Origin of the sequence: Microcoleus asticus IPMA8 (assembly GCF_013179805.1) — a bacterium.
In the GTDB taxonomy this organism is placed as follows: domain Bacteria; phylum Cyanobacteriota; class Cyanobacteriia; order Cyanobacteriales; family Microcoleaceae; genus Microcoleus; species Microcoleus asticus.
Window position 1 is genome coordinate 1 of record NZ_SRRZ01000029.1, and the last position, 19290, is coordinate 19290.

Annotated in this window: 16 protein-coding genes; 6 read left to right on the forward strand and 10 right to left on the reverse strand. The window is 45.9% G+C overall.

Annotated elements, in window-relative coordinates:
- Positions 1–206: 206 nt before the first annotated feature.
- A complete protein-coding gene (locus tag E5S67_RS10130; protein WP_172186911.1) occupies positions 207–968 on the reverse strand; it encodes a hypothetical protein in 762 nt (253 codons plus the stop codon).
- A gap of 831 nt (positions 969–1799) precedes the next feature.
- Between E5S67_RS10130 and E5S67_RS10135 the strand changes: the two genes are divergently transcribed.
- Positions 1800–1979, forward strand: a complete 180-nt coding sequence (locus E5S67_RS10135) for a hypothetical protein (protein WP_172186912.1) — start codon at positions 1800–1802, stop codon at positions 1977–1979.
- A 426-nt stretch (positions 1980–2405) separates the two neighbouring features.
- Here the strand turns inward: E5S67_RS10135 and E5S67_RS10145 are convergent, their stop codons facing one another.
- Positions 2406–2642, reverse strand: coding sequence for a hypothetical protein (locus tag E5S67_RS10145; protein WP_172186914.1), 237 nt, complete (start codon positions 2640–2642; stop codon positions 2406–2408).
- Positions 2643–2732: 90 nt separating this feature from the next.
- Here E5S67_RS10145 and E5S67_RS10150 point away from each other — a divergent pair, with 90 nt between their 5' ends.
- Positions 2733–4364, forward strand: a complete 1632-nt coding sequence (locus E5S67_RS10150; protein ID WP_172186915.1) for a cation:proton antiporter — start codon at positions 2733–2735, stop codon at positions 4362–4364.
- Here E5S67_RS10150 and E5S67_RS10155 read toward each other — a convergent pair.
- From E5S67_RS10155 to E5S67_RS10165, 3 genes are all read right to left on the reverse strand, one after another.
- The gene (locus tag E5S67_RS10155; protein ID WP_172186916.1) at positions 4321–5037 is read right to left on the reverse strand and encodes a potassium channel family protein; all 717 of its coding nucleotides are present in this window, start codon (positions 5035–5037) and stop codon (positions 4321–4323) included. The genes E5S67_RS10150 and E5S67_RS10155 overlap by 44 nt on opposite strands.
- 209 nt (positions 5038–5246) lie before the next feature.
- Positions 5247–5528: an Asp-tRNA(Asn)/Glu-tRNA(Gln) amidotransferase subunit GatC gene (gene gatC, locus E5S67_RS10160; RefSeq protein ID WP_172186917.1), complete on the reverse strand. Its 282-nt coding sequence runs from the start codon at positions 5526–5528 to the stop codon at positions 5247–5249.
- A gap of 122 nt (positions 5529–5650) precedes the next feature.
- Positions 5651–6172, reverse strand: coding sequence for a photosystem I assembly protein Ycf3 (locus tag E5S67_RS10165; RefSeq protein WP_172186918.1), 522 nt, complete (start codon positions 6170–6172; stop codon positions 5651–5653).
- Between the two features lie 630 nt (positions 6173–6802).
- Here E5S67_RS10165 and E5S67_RS10170 point away from each other — a divergent pair.
- Positions 6803–8110, forward strand: coding sequence for a hypothetical protein (locus E5S67_RS10170; protein WP_172186919.1), 1308 nt, complete (start codon positions 6803–6805; stop codon positions 8108–8110).
- Between the two features lie 194 nt (positions 8111–8304).
- On the opposite strand, the gene E5S67_RS10175 is transcribed toward E5S67_RS10170, so the two are convergent.
- The 3 genes from E5S67_RS10175 to E5S67_RS10185 form a co-directional block, all read right to left on the reverse strand.
- Positions 8305–8529 (reverse strand): hypothetical protein, encoded by a 225-nt coding sequence (locus E5S67_RS10175; RefSeq protein ID WP_172186920.1) that lies wholly within the window; start codon positions 8527–8529, stop codon positions 8305–8307.
- A gap of 219 nt (positions 8530–8748) precedes the next feature.
- Complete coding sequence (locus tag E5S67_RS10180) at positions 8749–8934, reverse strand: hypothetical protein (protein WP_172186910.1); 186 nt, start codon at positions 8932–8934, stop codon at positions 8749–8751.
- Complete coding sequence (locus tag E5S67_RS10185) at positions 8903–10078, reverse strand: SpoIID/LytB domain-containing protein (RefSeq protein ID WP_172186921.1); 1176 nt, start codon at positions 10076–10078, stop codon at positions 8903–8905. Before E5S67_RS10185 ends, E5S67_RS10180 begins: the two co-directional genes overlap by 32 nt.
- Before the next feature lie 270 nt (positions 10079–10348).
- On the opposite strand from E5S67_RS10185, the gene E5S67_RS10190 reads away from it, so the two are divergent.
- The 3 genes from E5S67_RS10190 to secA all read left to right on the forward strand — a co-directional run bounded on the left by E5S67_RS10190 (position 10349) and on the right by secA (position 17834).
- The gene (locus tag E5S67_RS10190; protein WP_172186922.1) at positions 10349–11281 is read left to right on the forward strand and encodes a ribonuclease Z; all 933 of its coding nucleotides are present in this window, start codon (positions 10349–10351) and stop codon (positions 11279–11281) included.
- A 361-nt stretch (positions 11282–11642) separates the two neighbouring features.
- The gene (locus E5S67_RS10195; protein ID WP_246276715.1) at positions 11643–14732 is read left to right on the forward strand and encodes an NACHT domain-containing protein; all 3090 of its coding nucleotides are present in this window, start codon (positions 11643–11645) and stop codon (positions 14730–14732) included.
- A gap of 285 nt (positions 14733–15017) precedes the next feature.
- Positions 15018–17834 carry a preprotein translocase subunit SecA gene (gene secA, locus E5S67_RS10200; RefSeq protein ID WP_172186923.1) on the forward strand — a complete coding sequence of 939 codons (2817 nt, stop codon included), beginning with the start codon at positions 15018–15020 and terminating at the stop codon, positions 17832–17834.
- A gap of 79 nt (positions 17835–17913) precedes the next feature.
- On the opposite strand, the gene E5S67_RS10205 is transcribed toward secA, so the two are convergent.
- Positions 17914–18207 carry a DUF3288 family protein gene (locus E5S67_RS10205; RefSeq protein ID WP_172186924.1) on the reverse strand — a complete coding sequence of 98 codons (294 nt, stop codon included), beginning with the start codon at positions 18205–18207 and terminating at the stop codon, positions 17914–17916.
- 149 nt (positions 18208–18356) lie between these two features.
- Positions 18357–19265: a hypothetical protein gene (locus tag E5S67_RS10210; RefSeq protein ID WP_172186925.1), complete on the reverse strand. Its 909-nt coding sequence runs from the start codon at positions 19263–19265 to the stop codon at positions 18357–18359.
- Positions 19266–19290 lie beyond the last annotated feature (25 nt).

Genomic DNA, 19290 nt, shown 5'->3' on the forward strand with positions numbered 1-19290 from the left:
ATAAGTTGACGTTGGAAGTTATTGCTTCTTTGACGGGATGGGAATTTATTTTAGATGCTCTATCTGTAGCATGACTTTAGGAAATTGGTATAAGTCACAAAAAAAAGCGATCGCGCTTCCTCACAGAAGAAGTGCGATCGCTTTTTTTAACTTACGTGGTGACGAGATTAGAAGCCGATCGGCAGGAGGGGATAGCTATCCTGGAACTATACACCTGCGTTTTTTCTCTGTTTGCGTTTATTGGTGACTCCCCAAGCAGCAAAAGCCAGGGTACCTAATATAGTGCAGGGTTCGGGAACCGGTTCAGCGGCTGATTGAAGCTCAAAATTAGCTACTAGGGAACCAGTGTTGTCATTGTAATATCCAGGTAATCCTTGAACATTGAATCCATCTGCGAAACCCAGAAAGAGCCGAGTTGCTTGCTCAGGTACTAAAAAACGCTGTATATTTCCCAAACCACTACCTGTTAAACCATCACCAATAAAGAAAGTTTGGTTGAGCAGGGGCGATAATTCCGCAAAGCTGGTATTATTTGTGAAATTAAGAGGTGATGGTCCTGAACCTGTGGGTTCAGAATCATTGAGAAATACGCCAACTAAAAAAGCAATCGCGTTGTCGTTCCGTAGCCCAGAAATTCCGCCATAAGACGAGATATTTGTACCCGACAAAAAAGCACGCCCATCTCCACTCACATTAGAAACTAGGGGAGAACCCGAATAACTAACATTTCCACTAAAGTTTGAGAAGGTAAGCACTTGACCTGCGGCAGCAGCAAAATTATACAGGGGTGGAAGTTGTCCCCCAGTACCACCGCCGGGAGCTGGTGAAGATGTCTTACCTGCGCCAAATATGTTAGAACCTCCTGAGATATTAAGCTGGGCAGCTTTGACTGGATTGACATTGGTTACTGCTAATCCTAAACCGATAGCAGCCAAAGTATTAACGATTTTTTTTGCAACGTTCGTCATCTAATGTTTTCCCTGGTACTTGAGATCCTATCTGACAGCTAGCAATAAGCTGCTAGCTGATTTTCTAAACTTGTTTGTTAGCTTTCGCTGGTACTTAAGTTATGTTTAACATAACCGTAAATGCTTTGATCTAAGTGTGATCTCGATCGTCAGGGAAGGTGATAAAGTAATCCCCAGCCAGATGTGAGAACTTAGAAAAGTGATAAATCAGGCGTCAGACCCGACCTATGCTAAATCCGTTGAATGAGTTTATCGAGTCGAATCCCGATACCCGTGAGTTGAAACCAGCGGTTGCTGTAAAGATGTTTCTGCAAGGTTATAAACACGCCTGAGATGCAAGGAGTTTTCGGTGTAAGTTGTGGATTTATTAGCAAATGGACACACTGTTATCAACAAATGGGATATCCGCGCGAAGACTGGCCTATAGAACCCATTTGAGATCTATTGCTATTGCTGTAAGCCTTATTCCAGATGGATTTCAACTTTTTTGCCACGATCGCCACATGGTTTCTCGTCTTGTGGCTATTGAGTTATGTGAGACGGCTTGTTTATCCGCCTTATTTTTTAAGAAAAGATCTCAAAAGGGTTCTATAAGGGTTCTGTGGGATATTTAAAACCTGATGAACGGGCTGTTATCATTGGTTGGCTACAAAAAAAAATTATTAGAATTTAGAAGAACTAAAAGCTTATATAGAGTCGCGGTATGAGATTGTTTTTAGTTCTCAGCAGAGTTACTATGAGATTTTTAACTCTGCTGGCTCAACAAAAGAAAAAACATCAGGAACGTAATCCCAAAACTGATCCTGAACTGTTCAAAAAAAAAAAGAAGAATTGAGCCAATGGCTAGAAGCTCATCGCAATGAAATCGAATTAGGTGAATTGGTAGCTTTGTTTCAGGATGAATGTCATATTCTTTGGGGAGATATCTTTGGCTATATTTGGAGCAAGAAAAATGAAAGACTGGAAGTCCCAATTGTGAATGAGAAAGAGCGACAGACTTATTTTGGCTAGCGTAAATATTGCGACGGGTCAATGTCTGATCCAGGCATACTCAAAGGGAAATGGAGAACATACTATTCAATATTTAAAGTATCTGATGAGCCAATATAACGACCAGCGGATAGCATTAATTTGGGATGGCGCTAAATATCATTCTTCTTTGCTAGGTTAAAGACTTTTTATCATTGTGAATAATCGTGCAAGAATAATCTGATTGGAAAATCACTTTTTTGAGATTTGCACTCCTAAGATCCGACTCATAATCCAATTGAAGATATTTGGTTACAAGCACTCACAATGGATTAGTAAGTGCTATCATATGTGTCAGACCTTGGCTGCAGTCAAATATATATTTAAGTTAGTTACTCATTATCAGATATTTGATTTCGCCAAGCTTCATACTTATGGTAAATTCTCACAAATCCTATTATAGGATTGCTATAGTATGAAACTAGCTTCTAGAGCAGTGTGAGGTTTTACGCTCAATATCAGATTGTTGCTTTTGTAAGGCAGTTTGGGTTCAACAGGAGGTAATGACGATCGCAGCGATATCAGATTGTTGTCCTTGTAAGGCAGTTTGGGATCGAGCAAAAGGTAAGGACGATCGCCCCGATCGCCCAACCAACCCAGAAATCCTGTTTCAGCTTCATCGGCATTCATCCAAATACACCACATAAATTGCTGTTAGGCCTACAACAGAGTGAACCGTCTCCTGTAGACTAAAACCGTAGTTACTCTGTCAATCTCTTTGAGGAAAACCAGTTTATGAGAGGAGTATCGGTGATGGAGTCGATTGTAGCGCAAGCACCTCCCTTGGGCAGCAATCCTGCTACAAATAGCCAAGCGGCAGGAGTTATTCCTGAATTGGTCATCATCTTGATCATTCTGCTGCTGATTGCAACTTTTGTTGCACTCGTAACCCAACGGTTGCGAATTCCTTATGTGACGGGCTTAGTGTTAGCAGGCTTGCCCATTACGGAGGTCTTGTCGCGTCGAATTGGTTTAGACCCCTCTTTAGTATTAAATCTTTTCCTACCAATTCTGATTTTTGAAGCAGCTATCAATACTGATATCAGCCGTCTCCGCAGCACCTTTAAGCCGATCGCCCTGCTGGCGGGTCCAGGCTCTATCTTTTCTTCAGCAATTATCGCTGTTCTGGTTAAATTTGGGCTGGGGCTAGACTGGATTCCAGCGTTGCTGATCGGAGTCATTCTGGCAAACACTGATACAGTCTCGATGATCGCGGTTTTTAAAGAGATCCGCGTGCCTTCTCGATTGTCCACCATTGTTGAGGGAGAAACTCTGTTCAATGATGCGGCTGCTCTAATTTCATTTAATTTGGTTTTGGTAATTTATGCGACAGGCTCTCTCACCGCTATACAAGGCGTGAAGGAACTGCTCGTGGTTGCCTTAGGTGGGGCAGTGGTCGGGGGTGTTTTAGGTTACTTGAGCGTGCCGATATTTGTTCGCTTAAACGATCCGTTGAGTAGCCTTTTGCTAACCGTCGCTCTCGCATTGGGAACCTTCCAAATCGGACAATTTTTAGGCGTATCGGGCGCAGTGGCGGTGGTCATCACCGGACTTGTTTTTGGCAACCTTGGGCTGCCTCGCAGTTCGTCTGCCTCGGATCGGATTACCTTGCTGAGTTTCTGGGAATACGCTGGTTTTGGCGTCAATACGTTTATTTTCCTGCTGATTGGAATTGAAATTAACCCGCTGACGCTGTGGAGAATTTTGCCATCCATTTTATTGGTCATTCTGGCCTATCAACTGGGACGGATTCTCTCGGTCTATTTGTTATTAGCGGGTCTGCGTTGGTTCGATCGCCCCATTCCGCTACGCTGGCAGCACATTTTGGTTTTAGGGAATATTAAAGGGTCTCTTTCAATGGCCTTAGCTGTTGCGATTCCCTTGACCCTACCAGGACGGGATAACATCATTGCCCTGGTTTTCGGTGCAGTTTTATTCTCCTTGGTCGGACAGGGATTAAGTTTACCGTGGATAGTAAAACGACTAAAAATTAGCCGTGTTTCTGATGTAATGCAGGAAGCTGGGCAGTTACAGATTCAGTTGATCGCTTCCAAAGCGGCTCAAGATGAGCTAGATAGTTTGCTGAAATCTGGCGTGTTGCCGAAGGCAGTTTACGAGGAGTTATGGGCATCGTATCAAGCACGAGTAGCACACTCTGAGCGAGTGCTGCGCGATCTCTACAATAAACATCGGGCCGGTCAAATAGAGGGCGATCGCAGCGGGCTAGATACGATTCGACGGCGATTGCTTTTAGCAGAAAAAGGAGCCGTTAGCGATGCGCTCCGCAAGCGAATTGTTCCAGAGGATCTGGTTCATCCTTACATCAAAGATTTGGATGAGAAACTTCTAACGTTGGCAGATGACTAGCGCGAATGCCGAGGTAATCAATCATGGGGTGAACTAGCTCTGGACGGGTGACGACGAGAATGGTAGAGCCTGCTTCAAGAACAGTATTGCCGTTCGGAATCTCCAGATTGGCGCAGGCATGGCATTGATAACCAATAATCAGCGAACCTGTGGGAAAGCGGGGGTCTTGAGCAATTTGAGCAACGGTGCGACCTGCCACATTGCAATCGCCTGGAACTGGCAGCTTTAGCACCTCGACTTGTCCTTGTTCAAAGTGCATCATCGACTCGATTTGAGGGTATTCAATCGCATTTGCCATTGTTGCGACTGCCAAATCAATCGTGCTGATGATGTGACTGGCTCCGGCAAGTCGATAGGCTTCCATGAATTCGCGATCGCGCATTCGCACCACAATATGAGAAATGCCATAGCTCCTAGATAGGGTAATCAGCGCTAAATTCAGTGCATCATTCCTCAGTGATGCAACGACTGCGCTTGCTTGTTTAATTCCGGCTTCCAGAAGAACCGTTGTGCTAACTGCACTGCCTTCAAATGCCATCACTCCGATTTTTTCACGAGCAAAGCGACAGGCAAGCGGGTCAACATCAATGATGGCAACCGTATGACCGACTTTTAATAACTGCTGGGCTAAATCCAGCCCCATCATTCCTGCTCCACCAATTAATACGTACATGACTATTTGTCACCCCAAAAATGAACTTTACAGATCGCTCGTAGCGATCGATCTTGTGTTGAGTTTCTATCAGTTTAATCGGCTTGTGGGGTGGCTTATACCGGGCTTACTTATTACCTGTTCCACAGTTAATTTAATCTGCTTTTGGGGTAGGCATTGCTAGCCCGCCCCTCAAGGGATGTTCCTCAGTTACGTGCGTAGCGGGAACCCTACATAATCTTAGGAACTTTAAAAAACTCCCCATCGCGATCGGGAGCTCCCTCCAAAATATTTTCTCCGTTAGCAAAAGGTTGCAAATCGTCCGATCGCATTACATTGCTAACATCGATCGCCCGCGTTGTCGGCTGCACCTTACTCGTATCCAGTTCGCTCAACTGCTCGAAATAATCCAAAATACCGTTCAGTTGACCCGTAAACTGCTCTTCTTCTTCAGGCGTTAATTCCAATCTAGCTAAATTCGCTACTTTCCGCACTTCTTCTCTGTCAATCATAAAAATTGGGAATTGGGAATTCGTTGGTTGGTTGTTATTGGTTATTGGTTATTGGTTACTTGTTGGCTATAATAACGAATAACCAATAACCCAGGAGAGCATATTGTTAATAAAAACTCGCCTTAAAAATACACATCAATCTGCGATCGGCCACTCGTCTTCAGCCAATTTTGCACCTCAATGTAATTGTTCGGGGCCAAGCGAATAGCCTCCTTCCAATAATCCGCAGCTTTATCAAACAGCCCTTCCGCAACTTCAAAATTGCCAGCTTCCTTTTCCTTTTCCCCTTGATAGTGGTAAATCACAGCAATATTATTCAGCGCTTGCGGCATTCTCGGATTGAGCTCTAGGGCCTCGTCGTAATACTCCAAAGCTTTATCGTGTTCGCCGTTGCTAGTATGGATCAGGCCCATATTGTACAAGACATAACTGCGATCGTAAGGATCTTCCTCCAACTTCAGCGCTTCATGATAATTGTCCAGCGCTTCAGCATATTCGCCATCTGCTTGAGCTGACATACCATCCCGATAATAAGCAAAAGCTTCCTTCGCCTGCTTTTTCGCCGGCATAATCTTCAGGATGATATCAGCCATTACCGTGAAACTTTTGTCAATAAAGTTATCGTTGCGTTGAGTTCTTGGCATATGCGATTCTTTGGTTAGCGGCTAATCAGAAAAATTAGCCTGTAAAGTTTTCCTATTAATAATTGCGCAACTGTTTTAGTTGGCAGTTGTGTTGAGAGCGCTAAAAAGCCTACTCGATCGCAAGTGCGAACCTTAAAACACGCCCTTGGGTTTAACTCGCACAAGCTCTATCTATTTTATAGAACTCTTGCAAGACTTGCAAAAAAACTAGATTTCTTTAACATATCTCTGGCACTCTACACAAAACTTACAAAAACCGCGCTGAAGGGAAAAGTTCTGCTGTAGCGTGCAGGGGCGATCCTCTTCGAGAGCTTTCCTTCGGCTCGCTTCGCTAACGCCAACGGGCGATCGTCGCGCACCGTACCTTACTAACTTTACCCACAATCCCCCGCCGTTAGCCCTTTTGAGAAACCAGCAAATAGCCTGCCGAGGAGAAATTAGATCGCAAAGTTTTATTAAGCTATGCGGGTTTAGCCAACACTTAAAAGTTATTCGGCAAAACACTAGCAATATTTTGCCCCAAAGTCAAGGGCATCTTCAAAAAAAATCAGAAACCAGTACACCAAAACCAGCTCGAATTCCCGCAATATATAATAAAAATAACCGGGTAATTTTCACAGAGAGAAACCTATGGCTCCGAATCCCACCATTATGCAAGCCGTCGAACAACTTGGCTACCGCGTTACGGTTGGAGACGTGGCGGCAAAAGCTGGATTAGATGTCAATTTTGCGCAGCGAGAACTGTTAACCCTCGCCTCCGAAGCAGGCGGCAACCTGCAAGTAGCAGAATCCGGCGACATTGCCTACCTATTTCCCAAAAACTTTCGAGATATTTTGCGAAACAAATTCTTGCGCTTGCAGTTGCAGGAATGGTGGCAAAAAATCTGGCGCATTCTATTTTATCTGATTCGGATATCTTTCGGTGTAGTGCTGGTAGCTTCTATCCTCTTAATTTTTGTTGCTATCACGCTTTTACTCTCCAGCAGCAGCGACAATAACGGAGGAGGAGGAGGAGATGGTGGGGGCGGCAACAGAGGCGGTGGCTTTTTCTTTTTTCCCTACTTCTGGAACGACTTACTCTGGATATTTTACTGGAACCATGACGAACCTTACTACCAGCGATCGCGCTTAACTGGCCAAAAACCCCAGATGAGTTTTCTGGAAGCAGTTTTCTCCTTTCTCTTTGGAGACGGCAATCCCAATCACAATCTAGAAGAGCGCAAATGGAGCGATATTGCCACGGCAATTCGCAACAACCGAGGCGCCGTCGCCGCCGAACAAATTGCCCCGTATCTCGACAATCTCGGACAGGGATACAGCCGAGAATACGAAGAATATATGTTACCTGCTCTCGCCCGTTTTGACGGCCGCCCCGAAGTCAGTCCCGAAGGGCAAATAGTCTACCATTTCCCGCAATTGCAAACCACAGCCGTCCAGAAAAATCCTCAACCAGTAGCAGCTTATTTGCGAGAAATGCTGTGGCGTTTCAGCAACGCCAGTTCTGGACAAATCATGCTCGCAGCAGGGTTAGGAGCCGTCAATCTTGTCGGTGCGTTAGTTTTAGGAAATTTATTAGCTAAAAGTGCGATCGCAGGCGGATTTATCGGTTTCGTCAGCGCAATTTATCCAATGCTCCTGATTTACGGCGTCGGATTTCTCGCAATTCCTTTAATTCGCTACTTCTGGATTCAGTGGAAAAATAGCCGGATAGAATCCCGCAATCAAGAGCGTCAGCAGCGAGCGAGGTTATTAAACGAACCCGATGCCAATTTGCTCCAAAAACTGGCTTACGCTCGGGAATTTGCAGGAGAAAACCTTCTGACTGAAGAAGACTTAGCTTATACAACAGAAACCGAGTTAACCCAACAAGAACTAGAACAGTCAGCAAAAATAGATGCCGAATGGCAGCGCAGAATCGAACGCTCGGAAAACTTGTAATACTAATGACAAAAAATAGTTGTTTGTTGTTAAGTTAGGTTGAACTAAAATCGGGGAGATTTTTCAATAATAGACAGGAAGCCTGTTCCACAATAAAATATATTGGTTGCGGAACGGGCTTTTATCTCGTTGCTAAGAAGAGTGGAAAATGTCAATCTTTATTGATGTCATAATTTTTTATACTCCAATTTTTTTTAAATAATCTTAGGGCGTTTAAAAATTAAACAATTTTGGTCATACTTCGAGTCGTGATACAAACTCACAAGTTCCCACCCCTCCTCCCCCAACTGGTTGACAAATAGATGCAGCGAGCCTTGTTTCCAATCTCGCTGTTCTTCACCGTTTACATATAAACTAATAAGCTTGTTTCCAAAAGGATACATATTCGCATCCACAAATAAATACTCCCACTTTTGCATAGCAATCCTTAATGTAGTTAGCCATCAGTCATTAGTCATCAGTCAGTCGATTTTAGATTTGAGATTTTAGACTTCGGTGCGATCGCTCAGTCGAAAGATTTGACATTTACTCAACAGATGAATCTGGGATGTTGAACAAGAGTCTAAAATTTTCATCTATCCAGGACAGGAGTTGGGGGCTTGTATCCGTTTTTGGGCGGGGTCATTAGTCATTAGTGATTAGTGATTCCCAATTCCCCCTTCCCAATTCCCTGTATTCACGACACGGAAGTCACGGATACAGAAATAGCTGTTTTTCCCTTCTTCCTTCCCCCTTCTTCCTTCTTCCTTCTTCCTTCTTCCTTCTTCCTTCTTCCTTGCCCCTTCCCAGCAGTTACTGCACTGCAATTCTAGCCAAAGTAGCACCCCGGTAATAGTGCAACAAAATCTGCTGGTAGCCGTATCCCTGCCTGGCCAAATTATAGGCCCCCCACTGACTCATTCCTACAGCGTGACCGAAACCTTTGCCAGCAACTTGAAAACCAGTAGGAGCTTGGTTGCTATTCCTTGGTTTCCCACCGCCGGCATACTGAGGAATCACGGTAAAGCGGGTACTCCTCAAACTTAAAACCCGGCGTAAATCTGCGCCGGTCATGACCCTAGAACCCCCATCTCCAACTACTTTCATCCTCAAAACGCTCCCGTAAGCCGTAGTCCGTTCTGGCTTTATCGAGATCACATTGCCCACGCCAGAAATCTTGCTGCTGATTTGGGCGCGAGAAAAATTTTCTTTCCACTGGTAAACCGGCGCCCCTTGGTCGAAGTCAGGAACAGCACGGAGGTAAGGCAGCGGTTCCGTCCAAACATCCTCGACATTTTCAGTATGTCCCCCAGAGGCAGAGTGGAAAACGGCTAAAATAATCTGACCGTTGTAAGCCAGAACTTGACCGGCGGTTGCATCGACTGCGGAATAAGTGCCAGAAGATTCTGTTTGCAGTCCTTTGTAAACCTGCGAAGACTGAGTATTGTCCACGTCGTAAAGCTCGGTGTCGCTTTTGAGGCGCTGGTGGATAGCGTAGGAACGGGCGGCGACAGCTTGGGCTTTCAAAGCTTCAATAGGCCAATTGCCACTCATTTCGGCGCCGAGAACGCTGTAGAGATACTGTTCGATATCGACGTAGTTAACGGCAGTCAAGCCTCCTTTTTCGGGAACTAGAAGCGTGCGTCCCCGATACCAACGATCGCCAATCCAGACATAACCGTTCCCCGTCGGCTCGATCCAAACTTGGTTGGCGGCCCAGCGACCGATCGCCACTTTTCCCGATCGAAATTGAGCCGACTGAGAACTGTTTCCCGACAGTTCGCCCAAATTGCGCCCGCTGCCGTCGCGGATTGCAGCCTTAGTAGAACTGCCGACTTTTATCTGACTTGCCCCGTCTTGTACCGCAACTCGCAAAATCAGCGCGGCCTGGGCTGGGGCTACCATTACCAGCCAAAACAACAACGAAATCCAAAAGTAGCGTTTTTTTAATGTCGAAAGAACGGAAGCAAAAAATACTCCTGACTGCATTTGAAAATTTTCCTTTTATGCTGTATATGTTTGACAAGTTTTAAGGGGAAGCTGGAGTTCGGGAAAAAGGAAGAGGAACGAAAGAAAGAAAACGTTAGAATTGGGTTTGGCACTCTGTGCCGTTGTCGAAAATGATTTTAGCAACTAGATGTTCGCAGGAACAGCGATTTATCCCGGTTCCTGGCTGCGACTATTTCCTGTATGTCGGATTTGCCGCACTCTGGATATATGTAACATATTTTTAAAGACTTAATTGAGGTGATTTGACTCTTGCAGATTACATTTCTCGGAACTAGCTCCGGCGTCCCCACGCGATCGCGCAACGTTTCCAGCATTGCCCTCCGGTTGCCCCAGCGAGCGGAACTGTGGCTGTTTGACTGCGGCGAAGGAACTCAGCACCAGTTTCTCCGCAGCGACCTAAAAGTCAGCCAACTAAGCCGCATTTTCATCACTCACCTGCACGGCGACCATATTTTCGGCTTAATGGGTTTGCTGGCTAGCTGCGGTTTGGCGGGGAATGTCAAGCGCATCGATCTTTACGGGCCTCCGGGACTTGAAGAATATTTGCAAGCTGGCGTTCGCTATTCTCAAACTCATTTTTCTTACCCGGTTAAGGTACACAAAATTCACGAGGGAGTCATCTATGAAGATGACGAATATATTGTTAGCTGCGGCCCTTTGAAGCACCGAGTTACTGCTTTTGGTTATCGAGTAACTGAGAAAGACCGTCCGGGACATTTTGATGTAGAAAAAGCCAAGGCTGTGGGTATTCCTTCGGGGCCGCTTTACGGTCAATTAAAACAAGGAAAGACCGTAAAGTTATCGGACGGGCGACAGTTTAAAGGTACGGATTTTTGCGGCCCGGATCAAATCGGGCGCAAGTTTGTGTATTGTACTGACACGGTTTTTTGTGACGGGGCGGTGGAATTGGCGAAGGATGCTGATTTGTTGGTGCATGAAGCTACTTTTGCTCATCAAGATGCTCAAATGGCCTTCGATCGCCTGCATTCAACTTCGACTATGGCGGCTCAAGTGGCTGCGATCGCTGGGGCGAAACAGTTAATTATGACGCATTTTAGCCCGCGTTACGCTCCGGGGAATGCGATCGTCCTAGATGATTTGCTCAAGGAAGCGCAGGCTATTTTTCCGAATACGAAAATGGCCTATGACTTTTTGACTTACGAAGTGCCCAGACCTGTTTAAAACTAGGGTTAATCTGGCGTGAGATGTGACAGCTTTTTCAATCAGGGCGATCGGGGCGGGCAAGATGCCCACCCCACAAAAACATTAGTCACTTGTGGAACAGGCATCTTGCCTGTTGCTTAAATTAGTGCCACAAAAACATTAATCTCTTGTGAAACACGCATCTTGCCTGTTGCTTAAATTAGTGTACCTACAACATTTAGGACTTACGCACTGTCAGGGAATTATGTCCTCCTGAGCGTAGCGAAGGATCTGTTAGAGGGTTCAGATTCCCACCACACAATAAAATTTTAAATATCAATGACATTGATAATAATACCAGTGTAAACTATATTAAACACAAATATTGATTAAATTTACCATGACTGAATTGGCATTCGCCTTAAAACTAGCATCAGGACTCGGCGCAAAACTTGCAGAAATAGGATTTAAAGAAGTTATTAAAAAATTTAATCCTAGCGATTTTGAAAAAGCTTGTATTTGGGGCATCGAAGCTGCCCAAAAAACTAATGAATTATTCTATGCTTGCGAACAGGGTGTAGTCGAAGATTTTCTTAAAAGTTTCTTGACGAACGCAGCACTTCCAGAACTCCTAAAACCTTTCAACGACCAAGAAAAGCCTCAAGTTAATTTTTTAGTTGCAGCTTTTAATGCGACAGTCCCAGAACACAAGAAAATTCAAGGCAGATTCGATCCCGAAAGACTACATGATTGGTTGGATGTTTTTGCTGAAACCTATTTCCAGAAAACAAGTAGTTATTTAAGGTTTAAAGTTGCCAAAGCAGACTATTTTAAGCAACTGGCTAACTGGTTTGACGATGTTAAGTTTGCTGGCATTGCTGTCGAAGGTCAGGAAATTGAAAAATCGGAAAAATTGGCTCAGATTTTTGTAATGCCGGATGTCTTGGAAGAGGTAAATATTCATGTTCGATTGGGTCTCCCAGAATTGGGGGAAGGCAAAAATCTGCAACAGATGCAGAGAGAAACTCGCTCTGGTAGAAAGTTTTTAGCATCACAATTATTGAATCAAAATCAATCAAATAAATTTGTGTTGTTGGGCGCTCCTGGTTCTGGAAAAACAACTTTACTGAGCTTTTTTGCGGTGATGTTGGCTCAGAATTCTCCAGAAAAACTCGGCTGGCATTCTGGGATAGATTGCTTGCCGATTTTGATTAAGGTTCGGGATTTTGCTAGGCTTTCAGATATCAATCTCCTCGACTATGCCCGCCAGTTTGCTGAGAAAACTATGTCCGTGAAACCGCTGCCCGAAGGCTTTTTTGAGTATTGGCTGGCAGACGGTAGGGCGATGATTTTGTTGGATGGATTGGATGAGGTTGTGGAAGAATCCAAGCGCTATGCGGTGGTGCAGCAGATTGAGAATTTTTTGGGGCAGTATCATCAAAATTTGGCAATTATTACTTCTCGCCCTGCTGGTTACAAACGCGATTTTTTTAATACTTCGGAGTTTGAACACTATCAGCTACAACTGTTTGATGATGCTAAAGTTGATGAGTTTATTAATCACTGGTACGACAGCCGCGTTCCAGATGCGGCGGAAGCTCAACGTCGCAAAGATAGCATTAAAAAAGCTCTGGATGAAAATGACCGAATTAAATTGTTGGCCAGAAATCCGCTATTGCTGACAATCATTGCTTTGATTCACCGCTATCAAGCTGTACTGCCGAGGGCCCGCCACAAGCTTTATGAAAAAGCTGTGGAGACACTGTTAAAGTGTTGGGATGCTAACAAAAAAATGACTGAGCAGCCAGTATTCAAATGTTTAGATGCAGACGACTTACGGCGGCTGATGGAAATTCTCGCCTATTGGATTCACACTCAGGGTAGTACGGATAATCCTGAAGGCGGGACGCTGATTGCTAAGGATGAGTTGTTAGAGCAGTTAACTCAAAATATTAAAACCAAAAAACAGGTTGAACGGTTCCAGGCAAAAGAGGAAGCTAAACGATTTGTTGATTTTATTCAACAGCGGACGGGATTGCTCAACGAACAAGGACAAGATTTGTACGCTTTTGTACACAAGACTTTTCAAGAATATTTGTGCGCTCAGCAAATCGGCTATCAGGCAGATGATGACGGTGATTTTGACATTGTTCTCAATCATATTCGAGAGCATTTGCATGACCCCCATTGGTGGGAAGTGTTGCTGTTGTTGATTGCTCAACAAAAACCGAAGAAAGCGGCGAAAGCGATGCGGGCAATTTGGGAGGCGGATAGCGAGTATGAGGAATGGTTGCACCGCGATTTGTTTTTTGCTGGCAGTTGCCTTGCTGAAAATATTAAAGACTTAAAGGTGGCAGATTCCAGTCTAACTGTGCAGATTTTGGAGAAGTTGGTTGAGTTGGAAGTAAGGGATGAGGCACTGGTTGGTGAGAGAGTTCGCTCTCAGGTTTTGCAAATTCTTTGCAGTATGAGTGAGACTGAGTTTGAGGCGCAAACTTTGCAACTTTTGAAAGCAAGGGGCGTTGATGAAAAGCGGTTGTGGAGATATCAACCAGCTTTAGGGGAAAAAGAAGCCGCCATCAGTTCCCTGTTACTACGCCTCGAAGATGGGAATGAGGATGTGCGTCGTGATGCAGCAGAAGCCTTGGGCGGGTTGAGAAATGCTTCTGAAACCGTCATTAGTGCCCTGTTGTTACGTCTTGAAGATGGGGATAACAGGGTGCGTAGGTCGGCAGCACGAGCCTTGGGCAGGTTTGGAAATGCTTCAGAAGCCATTATCGGTAACCTGCTGCCACGTCTCGAAGATAGCAATAACTCGGTGCGTAGCTCGGCAGCGGAAGCCTTGGGCGACTTGGGAAATGCTTCAGAAGCCGTGATCACTGCCTTGGTGTTACGTCTCGAAGATGGGGGTAACTTGGTGCGTAGGTCGGCAGCCCAAGCCTTGGGCAACTTGGGAAATGCTTCAGAAACTGTCACCAATGCTCTGGTGCTACGTCTGGAAGATGGAGATGACTGGGTGCGTAGCTCGGCAGCCCAAGCCTTGGGCAACTTGGGAAATGCTTCAGAAGCCGTGATCAGTGCCTTGGTGTTACGTCTCGAAGATGGGGATAACTTGGTGCGTGCCTTTACAGCATCAGCCTTGGGCTACTTGGGAAATGCTTTAGAAATTGTCATCAATGCTCTGCTGTTACGTCTGGAAGATGGGAAGGACTCGGTGCGTGGTCTGGCAGCATCAGCCTTGGCTAACTTGGGAAATGCTTCAGAAACTGTCATCAATGCTCTGCTTTTATGTCTGGAAGATGGGGAGGACTGGGTGCGTCGTGAAGCAGTAGAAGCCTTGGGTAAGTTGGGCCTGAAATCTAGTGAGGTTTTGACTGCTGTTGTGCAATGGATCGATCGCCATCAAGATGCAGAATATGTCGGCTCAGGTATTGATGTGTTGTGGGATTTGGTGGCGGGTGAGGGAAATCGATCGCCAGTGGGTTTTTAGAAGTATGTAGCTTTTGCCCCAGTAAAACCCGATCGCCCTTCCGCTTAATAACCCGGAACAGAGGTCAATCAATCGAAAATCCAAAATCGAAAATCTAAAATCGGTCGATCGATTATTCAATCTAAAATCTAAAATCTAAAATCCAAAATCGGTCGCTCGCCCCCAGCGACGGCCTAGGACAGCCAATGGTTGCTACAATCGGGGAGGGTATATGTTGTGGCTAACACTACAGCCCGTAACCCTGAAAGCTAATAGCTAAATTATTAAAAATCTGCCTCTCCTGCCATGTTTAAAAATCTGCTAGGCGATCCCAACGCGCGCAAACTGAGAAAATTTCAGCCTTGGGTAGCTGATATCAATATTTTGGAAGAAGACTTCCGCGCACTCTCAGACGACGGCCTCAGAGGAAAAACGGCCGAGTTTCAACAACGTCTGGCAAAAGCTAGATCTCTCAACGAAGAAAAAGAGATCCTAGACGAAATCTTGCCGGAAGCTTTTGCAGTGGTGCGGGAAGCGGGACAGCGGGTTTTGGGACTGCGCCACTTTGATGTCCAACTCCTCGGCGGCATCATCCTCCACAAAGGCCAAATTGCCGAAATGAAAACCGGTGAGGGCAAAACTTTGGTGGCGACGCTGCCGGCTTACCTCAACGCCCTCAACGGTAAAGGCGTACACATCATCACCGTCAACGATTATCTCGCAAGGCGGGATGCGGAATGGATGGGACAGGTGCACCGCTTCCTGGGATTGACTGTGGGACTGATTCAGCAGGGCATGGATCAGGTGGAACGAAAGAAAAATTATAACTGCGATATTACCTACGCCACTAACAGCGAAGTCGGGTTTGACTATTTGCGGGACAACATGGCTACTGTCATGGAAGATGTAGTGCAGCGTCCTTTTAATTTTTGCGTGATTGACGAAGTTGACTCGGTGCTGATCGATGAAGCACGGACGCCTCTGATTATTTCGGGCCAGGTGGAACGCCCCAGTGAGAAGTACATCCGGGCGGCTGAGGTAGCTGCTGCTCTGAGAAAAGACAATGAAGAACATTACGAGGTTGACGAAAAGGCTCGGAATGTGCTATTGACCGATGAAGGGTTTGGTGAAGCTGAGCGGTTGTTGGGTGTTACGGATTTGTACGACCCGGCTGACCCTTGGGCGCATTACATTTTTAATGCGATTAAGGCCAAGGAATTGTTTCTTAAGGATATCAACTACATCGTCACTCCCGATCGCGAAGTCGTGATTGTGGATGAGTTTACCGGCCGGGTGATGCCGGGACGCCGTTGGAGTGACGGTTTGCACCAGGCGATCGAAGCCAAGGAACACGCGGAAATTCAGCCGGAAACTCAGACCCTGGCGACGATTACCTATCAGAATTTCTTTTTGCTTTATCCGAAGCTGTCGGGGATGACTGGGACGGCAAAGACTGAGGAGACGGAGTTTGAGAAGATTTACAATCTGGAAGTGACCCTGATTCCCACTAACCGGATTACGAGCCGCACTGACCTTTCGGATATGGTTTACAAGGCAGAGGCCGGCAAGTGGAATGCGATCGCCCAAGACTGCGCGGAAATGCACGAAATCGGTCGGCCGGTGCTGGTGGGCACTACGAGCGTGGAAAAGTCGGAGTTGCTGTCGCGGCTGCTGCTGGAACGCAAAATTCCTCACAATTTGCTCAATGCTAAACCGGAAAATGTGGAGCGGGAATCGGAAATTATCGCTCAAGCCGGACGCAAGGGTGCTGTGACGATCGCCACGAACATGGCCGGGCGCGGTACAGACATCATTTTGGGCGGTAATTCTGAGTACATGGGCCGCCTGAAGTTGCGGGAATATCTGATGCCCCGAATTGTGCAACCCGAGGATGACGAAGGGTTTTCGGTGGTGCAAGTGCCTGGTATTAGCGGCCGCCCCGCACCTCAAGGTTTTGATCCGACTAAGAAAAAGGTAAAGTCTTGGAAAGCTTCGGCGCAGATTTTCCCGACGCAGCTATCGAAAAATGCCGAACAAATGCTCGTGGCGGCGGTGGAATTGGCGGTGAAGGAGTACGGCGCGCGATCGCTCACGGAATTGCAAGCCGATGATATCGTGGCTATAGCTTCGGAAAAAGCGCCGACAAAAGACCCGGTAATTCAAAAATTGCGGGAAGCTTACAATCTAACTCGCAGCGAATACGATGCTTTTACCAGCACCGAACACGATGAAGTCGTGCAGTTGGGAGGCTTGCACGTCATCGGTACTGAACGCCACGAATCGCGCCGGATCGACAATCAGTTGCGCGGCCGGGCGGGACGCCAAGGAGACCCGGGTTCAACGCGGTTTTTCTTGAGCTTGGAAGACAATTTGCTCAGGATTTTCGGCGGCGAACGGGTGGCCGGTTTGATGAAGGCTTTCGGTGTTGAGGAAGATATGCCGATCGAATCTGGAATGCTGACTCGTTCCCTCGAAGGTGCTCAGAAAAAAGTCGAAACCTACTATTACGATATCCGCAAGCAGGTATTTGAATACGACGAAGTGATGAACAATCAGCGTCGAGCAATCTATGCGGAACGCCGCCGAGTATTGGAAGGTTTGGACTCCAAAGAACAGGTAATTAAGTATGCCGAACAGACGATGGATGACATCGTGGGAGCATACATCAATCCCGATTTACCTTCCGAAGAATGGGAACTCGACAAACTTGTTAGCAAAGTGAAGGAATTTGTTTATCTGCTCGCTGACATGACACCGGATCAACTAGAAGATTTGTCAGTTGAGGAAATTAAAACATTCCTGCACGAACAAGTCCGCAATGCTTACGACATTAAAGAAGCGGAAGTTAATGCAATCCGAGCTGAATTGATGCGAGATGCGGAACGGTTCTTTATTTTGCAGCAAATTGATACTTTGTGGCGGGAACACTTGCAGCAAATGGATGCTTTGCGCGAGTCTGTAGGGCTGCGCGGTTACGGGCAGAAAGACCCGTTAATCGAGTACAAAACTGAAGGTTACGAGCTGTTTTTGGACATGATGACGGATATCCGCCGCAATGTGGTTTATTCGCTGTTCCAGTTCCAGCCGCAGCCGGCAATGCAAGTTTCGCCAGAGATGGTTTAAAAATAGTTAACAGTTGACTGTTGACTGTTGACTGTTGACTGTTGCTTCCAGGCTCTTCCTGGAAGTTGCAGATTTGAGATTAAAGCCAATCTTCTTGATCGCTTTTTTGTTTCCTGTAAACCTCACCTTTGGCATGAATTTTACGGGTTTGTTCGTAAAGAGTTTCTTCGCTATGATTCCATTTTTGCAGGACTTCTTTTAAGGCGGATTGAATATCTCTAGCACCGGGAAAGCCTCGGTAGCGAATTATTAATCTTGCTAATTCCGATAAATTGTAGTCGGTTGCTTCTCCTGCTAATAAAGTATCGACACTGGCTCGATCGCGCTTGTATTGCGGATGCTGCTGATCTTGAGTTTTTTCTACTGAATCCATACTATTTATATTTCCCAATCATCTGAAAATGTTGCTACAAGCAACCGCCACCCAAAAGCGCGGACATAAATAACCTAATGAATAGAGTCTTAAATCCGCGCTTCATAAACGGTTTGATTCGGATATCATAACTGTCAACTGTCAACTGTTTAAATTGTCGCTTCAGTCATCCCCAGAAATTTTTGTGTTTGTTCCGTAATACCAAATAGTCGATCGCCGTGACAAAAGATTTCCCAGGCGCGAATTCCCATAAAACCAATACCTGCAACCGCCAAGGGCATCGCTGCGGCACCTAAAAGCGCGGCAATGGGGGGAAATATTATGCACAGCGTTAACAGAATGCCAGTAATAACACCGCCAGCAATGCCAGCTTTGGCGGTGGCAGTGGCGACTTCTTCCACTAACTCTGACTGGGTAATTTTGCCTTCAACGCACAATAGCGAATTTTCTAAGATAGAAAATATTAACTCAATTACTGCTGCTGCGATCGCCCCTTTCATTGCAGCCCCAACGATTTCCGCAACTGCTGCTTTAAACGCTGCATCGGCTAAAACTTGCTTAGCGACTGCTAATTCTGTGGCAGTCATGTCTGCACCACCGCGAGCACGATTCACCCAAAAATATTCAAAAATCCCGTTAGCAGCTTCGCTTCCGCCTCCATTGACGTGCGCTTGAATGTGACTCCAATCTTTATCTTGACAGAAGTTGCGAATTGCTTCTGGGCCTTGGGCACGAATTTGGGCGGGTATGGATTCAAATACTTTTGCTGCTTCTTGAACATCTCGCATTCCGTCACGCACCCCAGCCCTCGCAAATTTGATTTGTAGATTTGTTGGCAGGTTCTCAAAACGGATGTTATGTGCTATTTTAAAAGCTTCTTGAGTGGCGATCGCCCCAGCACTAACCATTGAACTTGGCGCTGATTGTACCCACGCCGTTAATACAGTTGCACTTTCCTCAACTTTAGCTGCGATTTCGTTGGCTAAGTTTTGGGTATCGGCAACAGTTTCTCGTACTTTAGCCGTTAGCAATTCGAGCGGATTCTGGTTAATTTCCATTTCGATCCAGCTTGCATCGTTAATG

What these genes read in the sequence shown, in the direction of transcription:
- E5S67_RS10130 (WP_172186911.1), bottom strand. Translation starts at nt 968, where the DNA reads ATGACGAACGTTGCAAAAAAAATCGTTAATACTTTGGCTGCTATCGGT.
- E5S67_RS10145 (WP_172186914.1), bottom strand. Translation starts at nt 2,642, where the DNA reads ATGTGGTGTATTTGGATGAATGCCGATGAAGCTGAAACAGGATTTCTG.
- E5S67_RS10150 (WP_172186915.1), top strand. Translation starts at nt 2,733, where the DNA reads ATGAGAGGAGTATCGGTGATGGAGTCGATTGTAGCGCAAGCACCTCCC.
- E5S67_RS10155 (WP_172186916.1), bottom strand. Translation starts at nt 5,037, where the DNA reads ATGTACGTATTAATTGGTGGAGCAGGAATGATGGGGCTGGATTTAGCC.
- gatC (WP_172186917.1), bottom strand. Translation starts at nt 5,528, where the DNA reads ATGATTGACAGAGAAGAAGTGCGGAAAGTAGCGAATTTAGCTAGATTG.
- E5S67_RS10165 (WP_172186918.1), bottom strand. Translation starts at nt 6,172, where the DNA reads ATGCCAAGAACTCAACGCAACGATAACTTTATTGACAAAAGTTTCACG.
- E5S67_RS10170 (WP_172186919.1), top strand. Translation starts at nt 6,803, where the DNA reads ATGGCTCCGAATCCCACCATTATGCAAGCCGTCGAACAACTTGGCTAC.
- E5S67_RS10175 (WP_172186920.1), bottom strand. Translation starts at nt 8,529, where the DNA reads ATGCAAAAGTGGGAGTATTTATTTGTGGATGCGAATATGTATCCTTTT.
- E5S67_RS10185 (WP_172186921.1), bottom strand. Translation starts at nt 10,078, where the DNA reads ATGCAGTCAGGAGTATTTTTTGCTTCCGTTCTTTCGACATTAAAAAAA.
- E5S67_RS10195 (WP_246276715.1), top strand. Translation starts at nt 11,643, where the DNA reads ATGACTGAATTGGCATTCGCCTTAAAACTAGCATCAGGACTCGGCGCA.
- secA (WP_172186923.1), top strand. Translation starts at nt 15,018, where the DNA reads ATGTTTAAAAATCTGCTAGGCGATCCCAACGCGCGCAAACTGAGAAAA.
- E5S67_RS10205 (WP_172186924.1), bottom strand. Translation starts at nt 18,207, where the DNA reads ATGGATTCAGTAGAAAAAACTCAAGATCAGCAGCATCCGCAATACAAG.
- E5S67_RS10210 (WP_172186925.1), bottom strand. Translation starts at nt 19,265, where the DNA reads ATGGAAATTAACCAGAATCCGCTCGAATTGCTAACGGCTAAAGTACGA.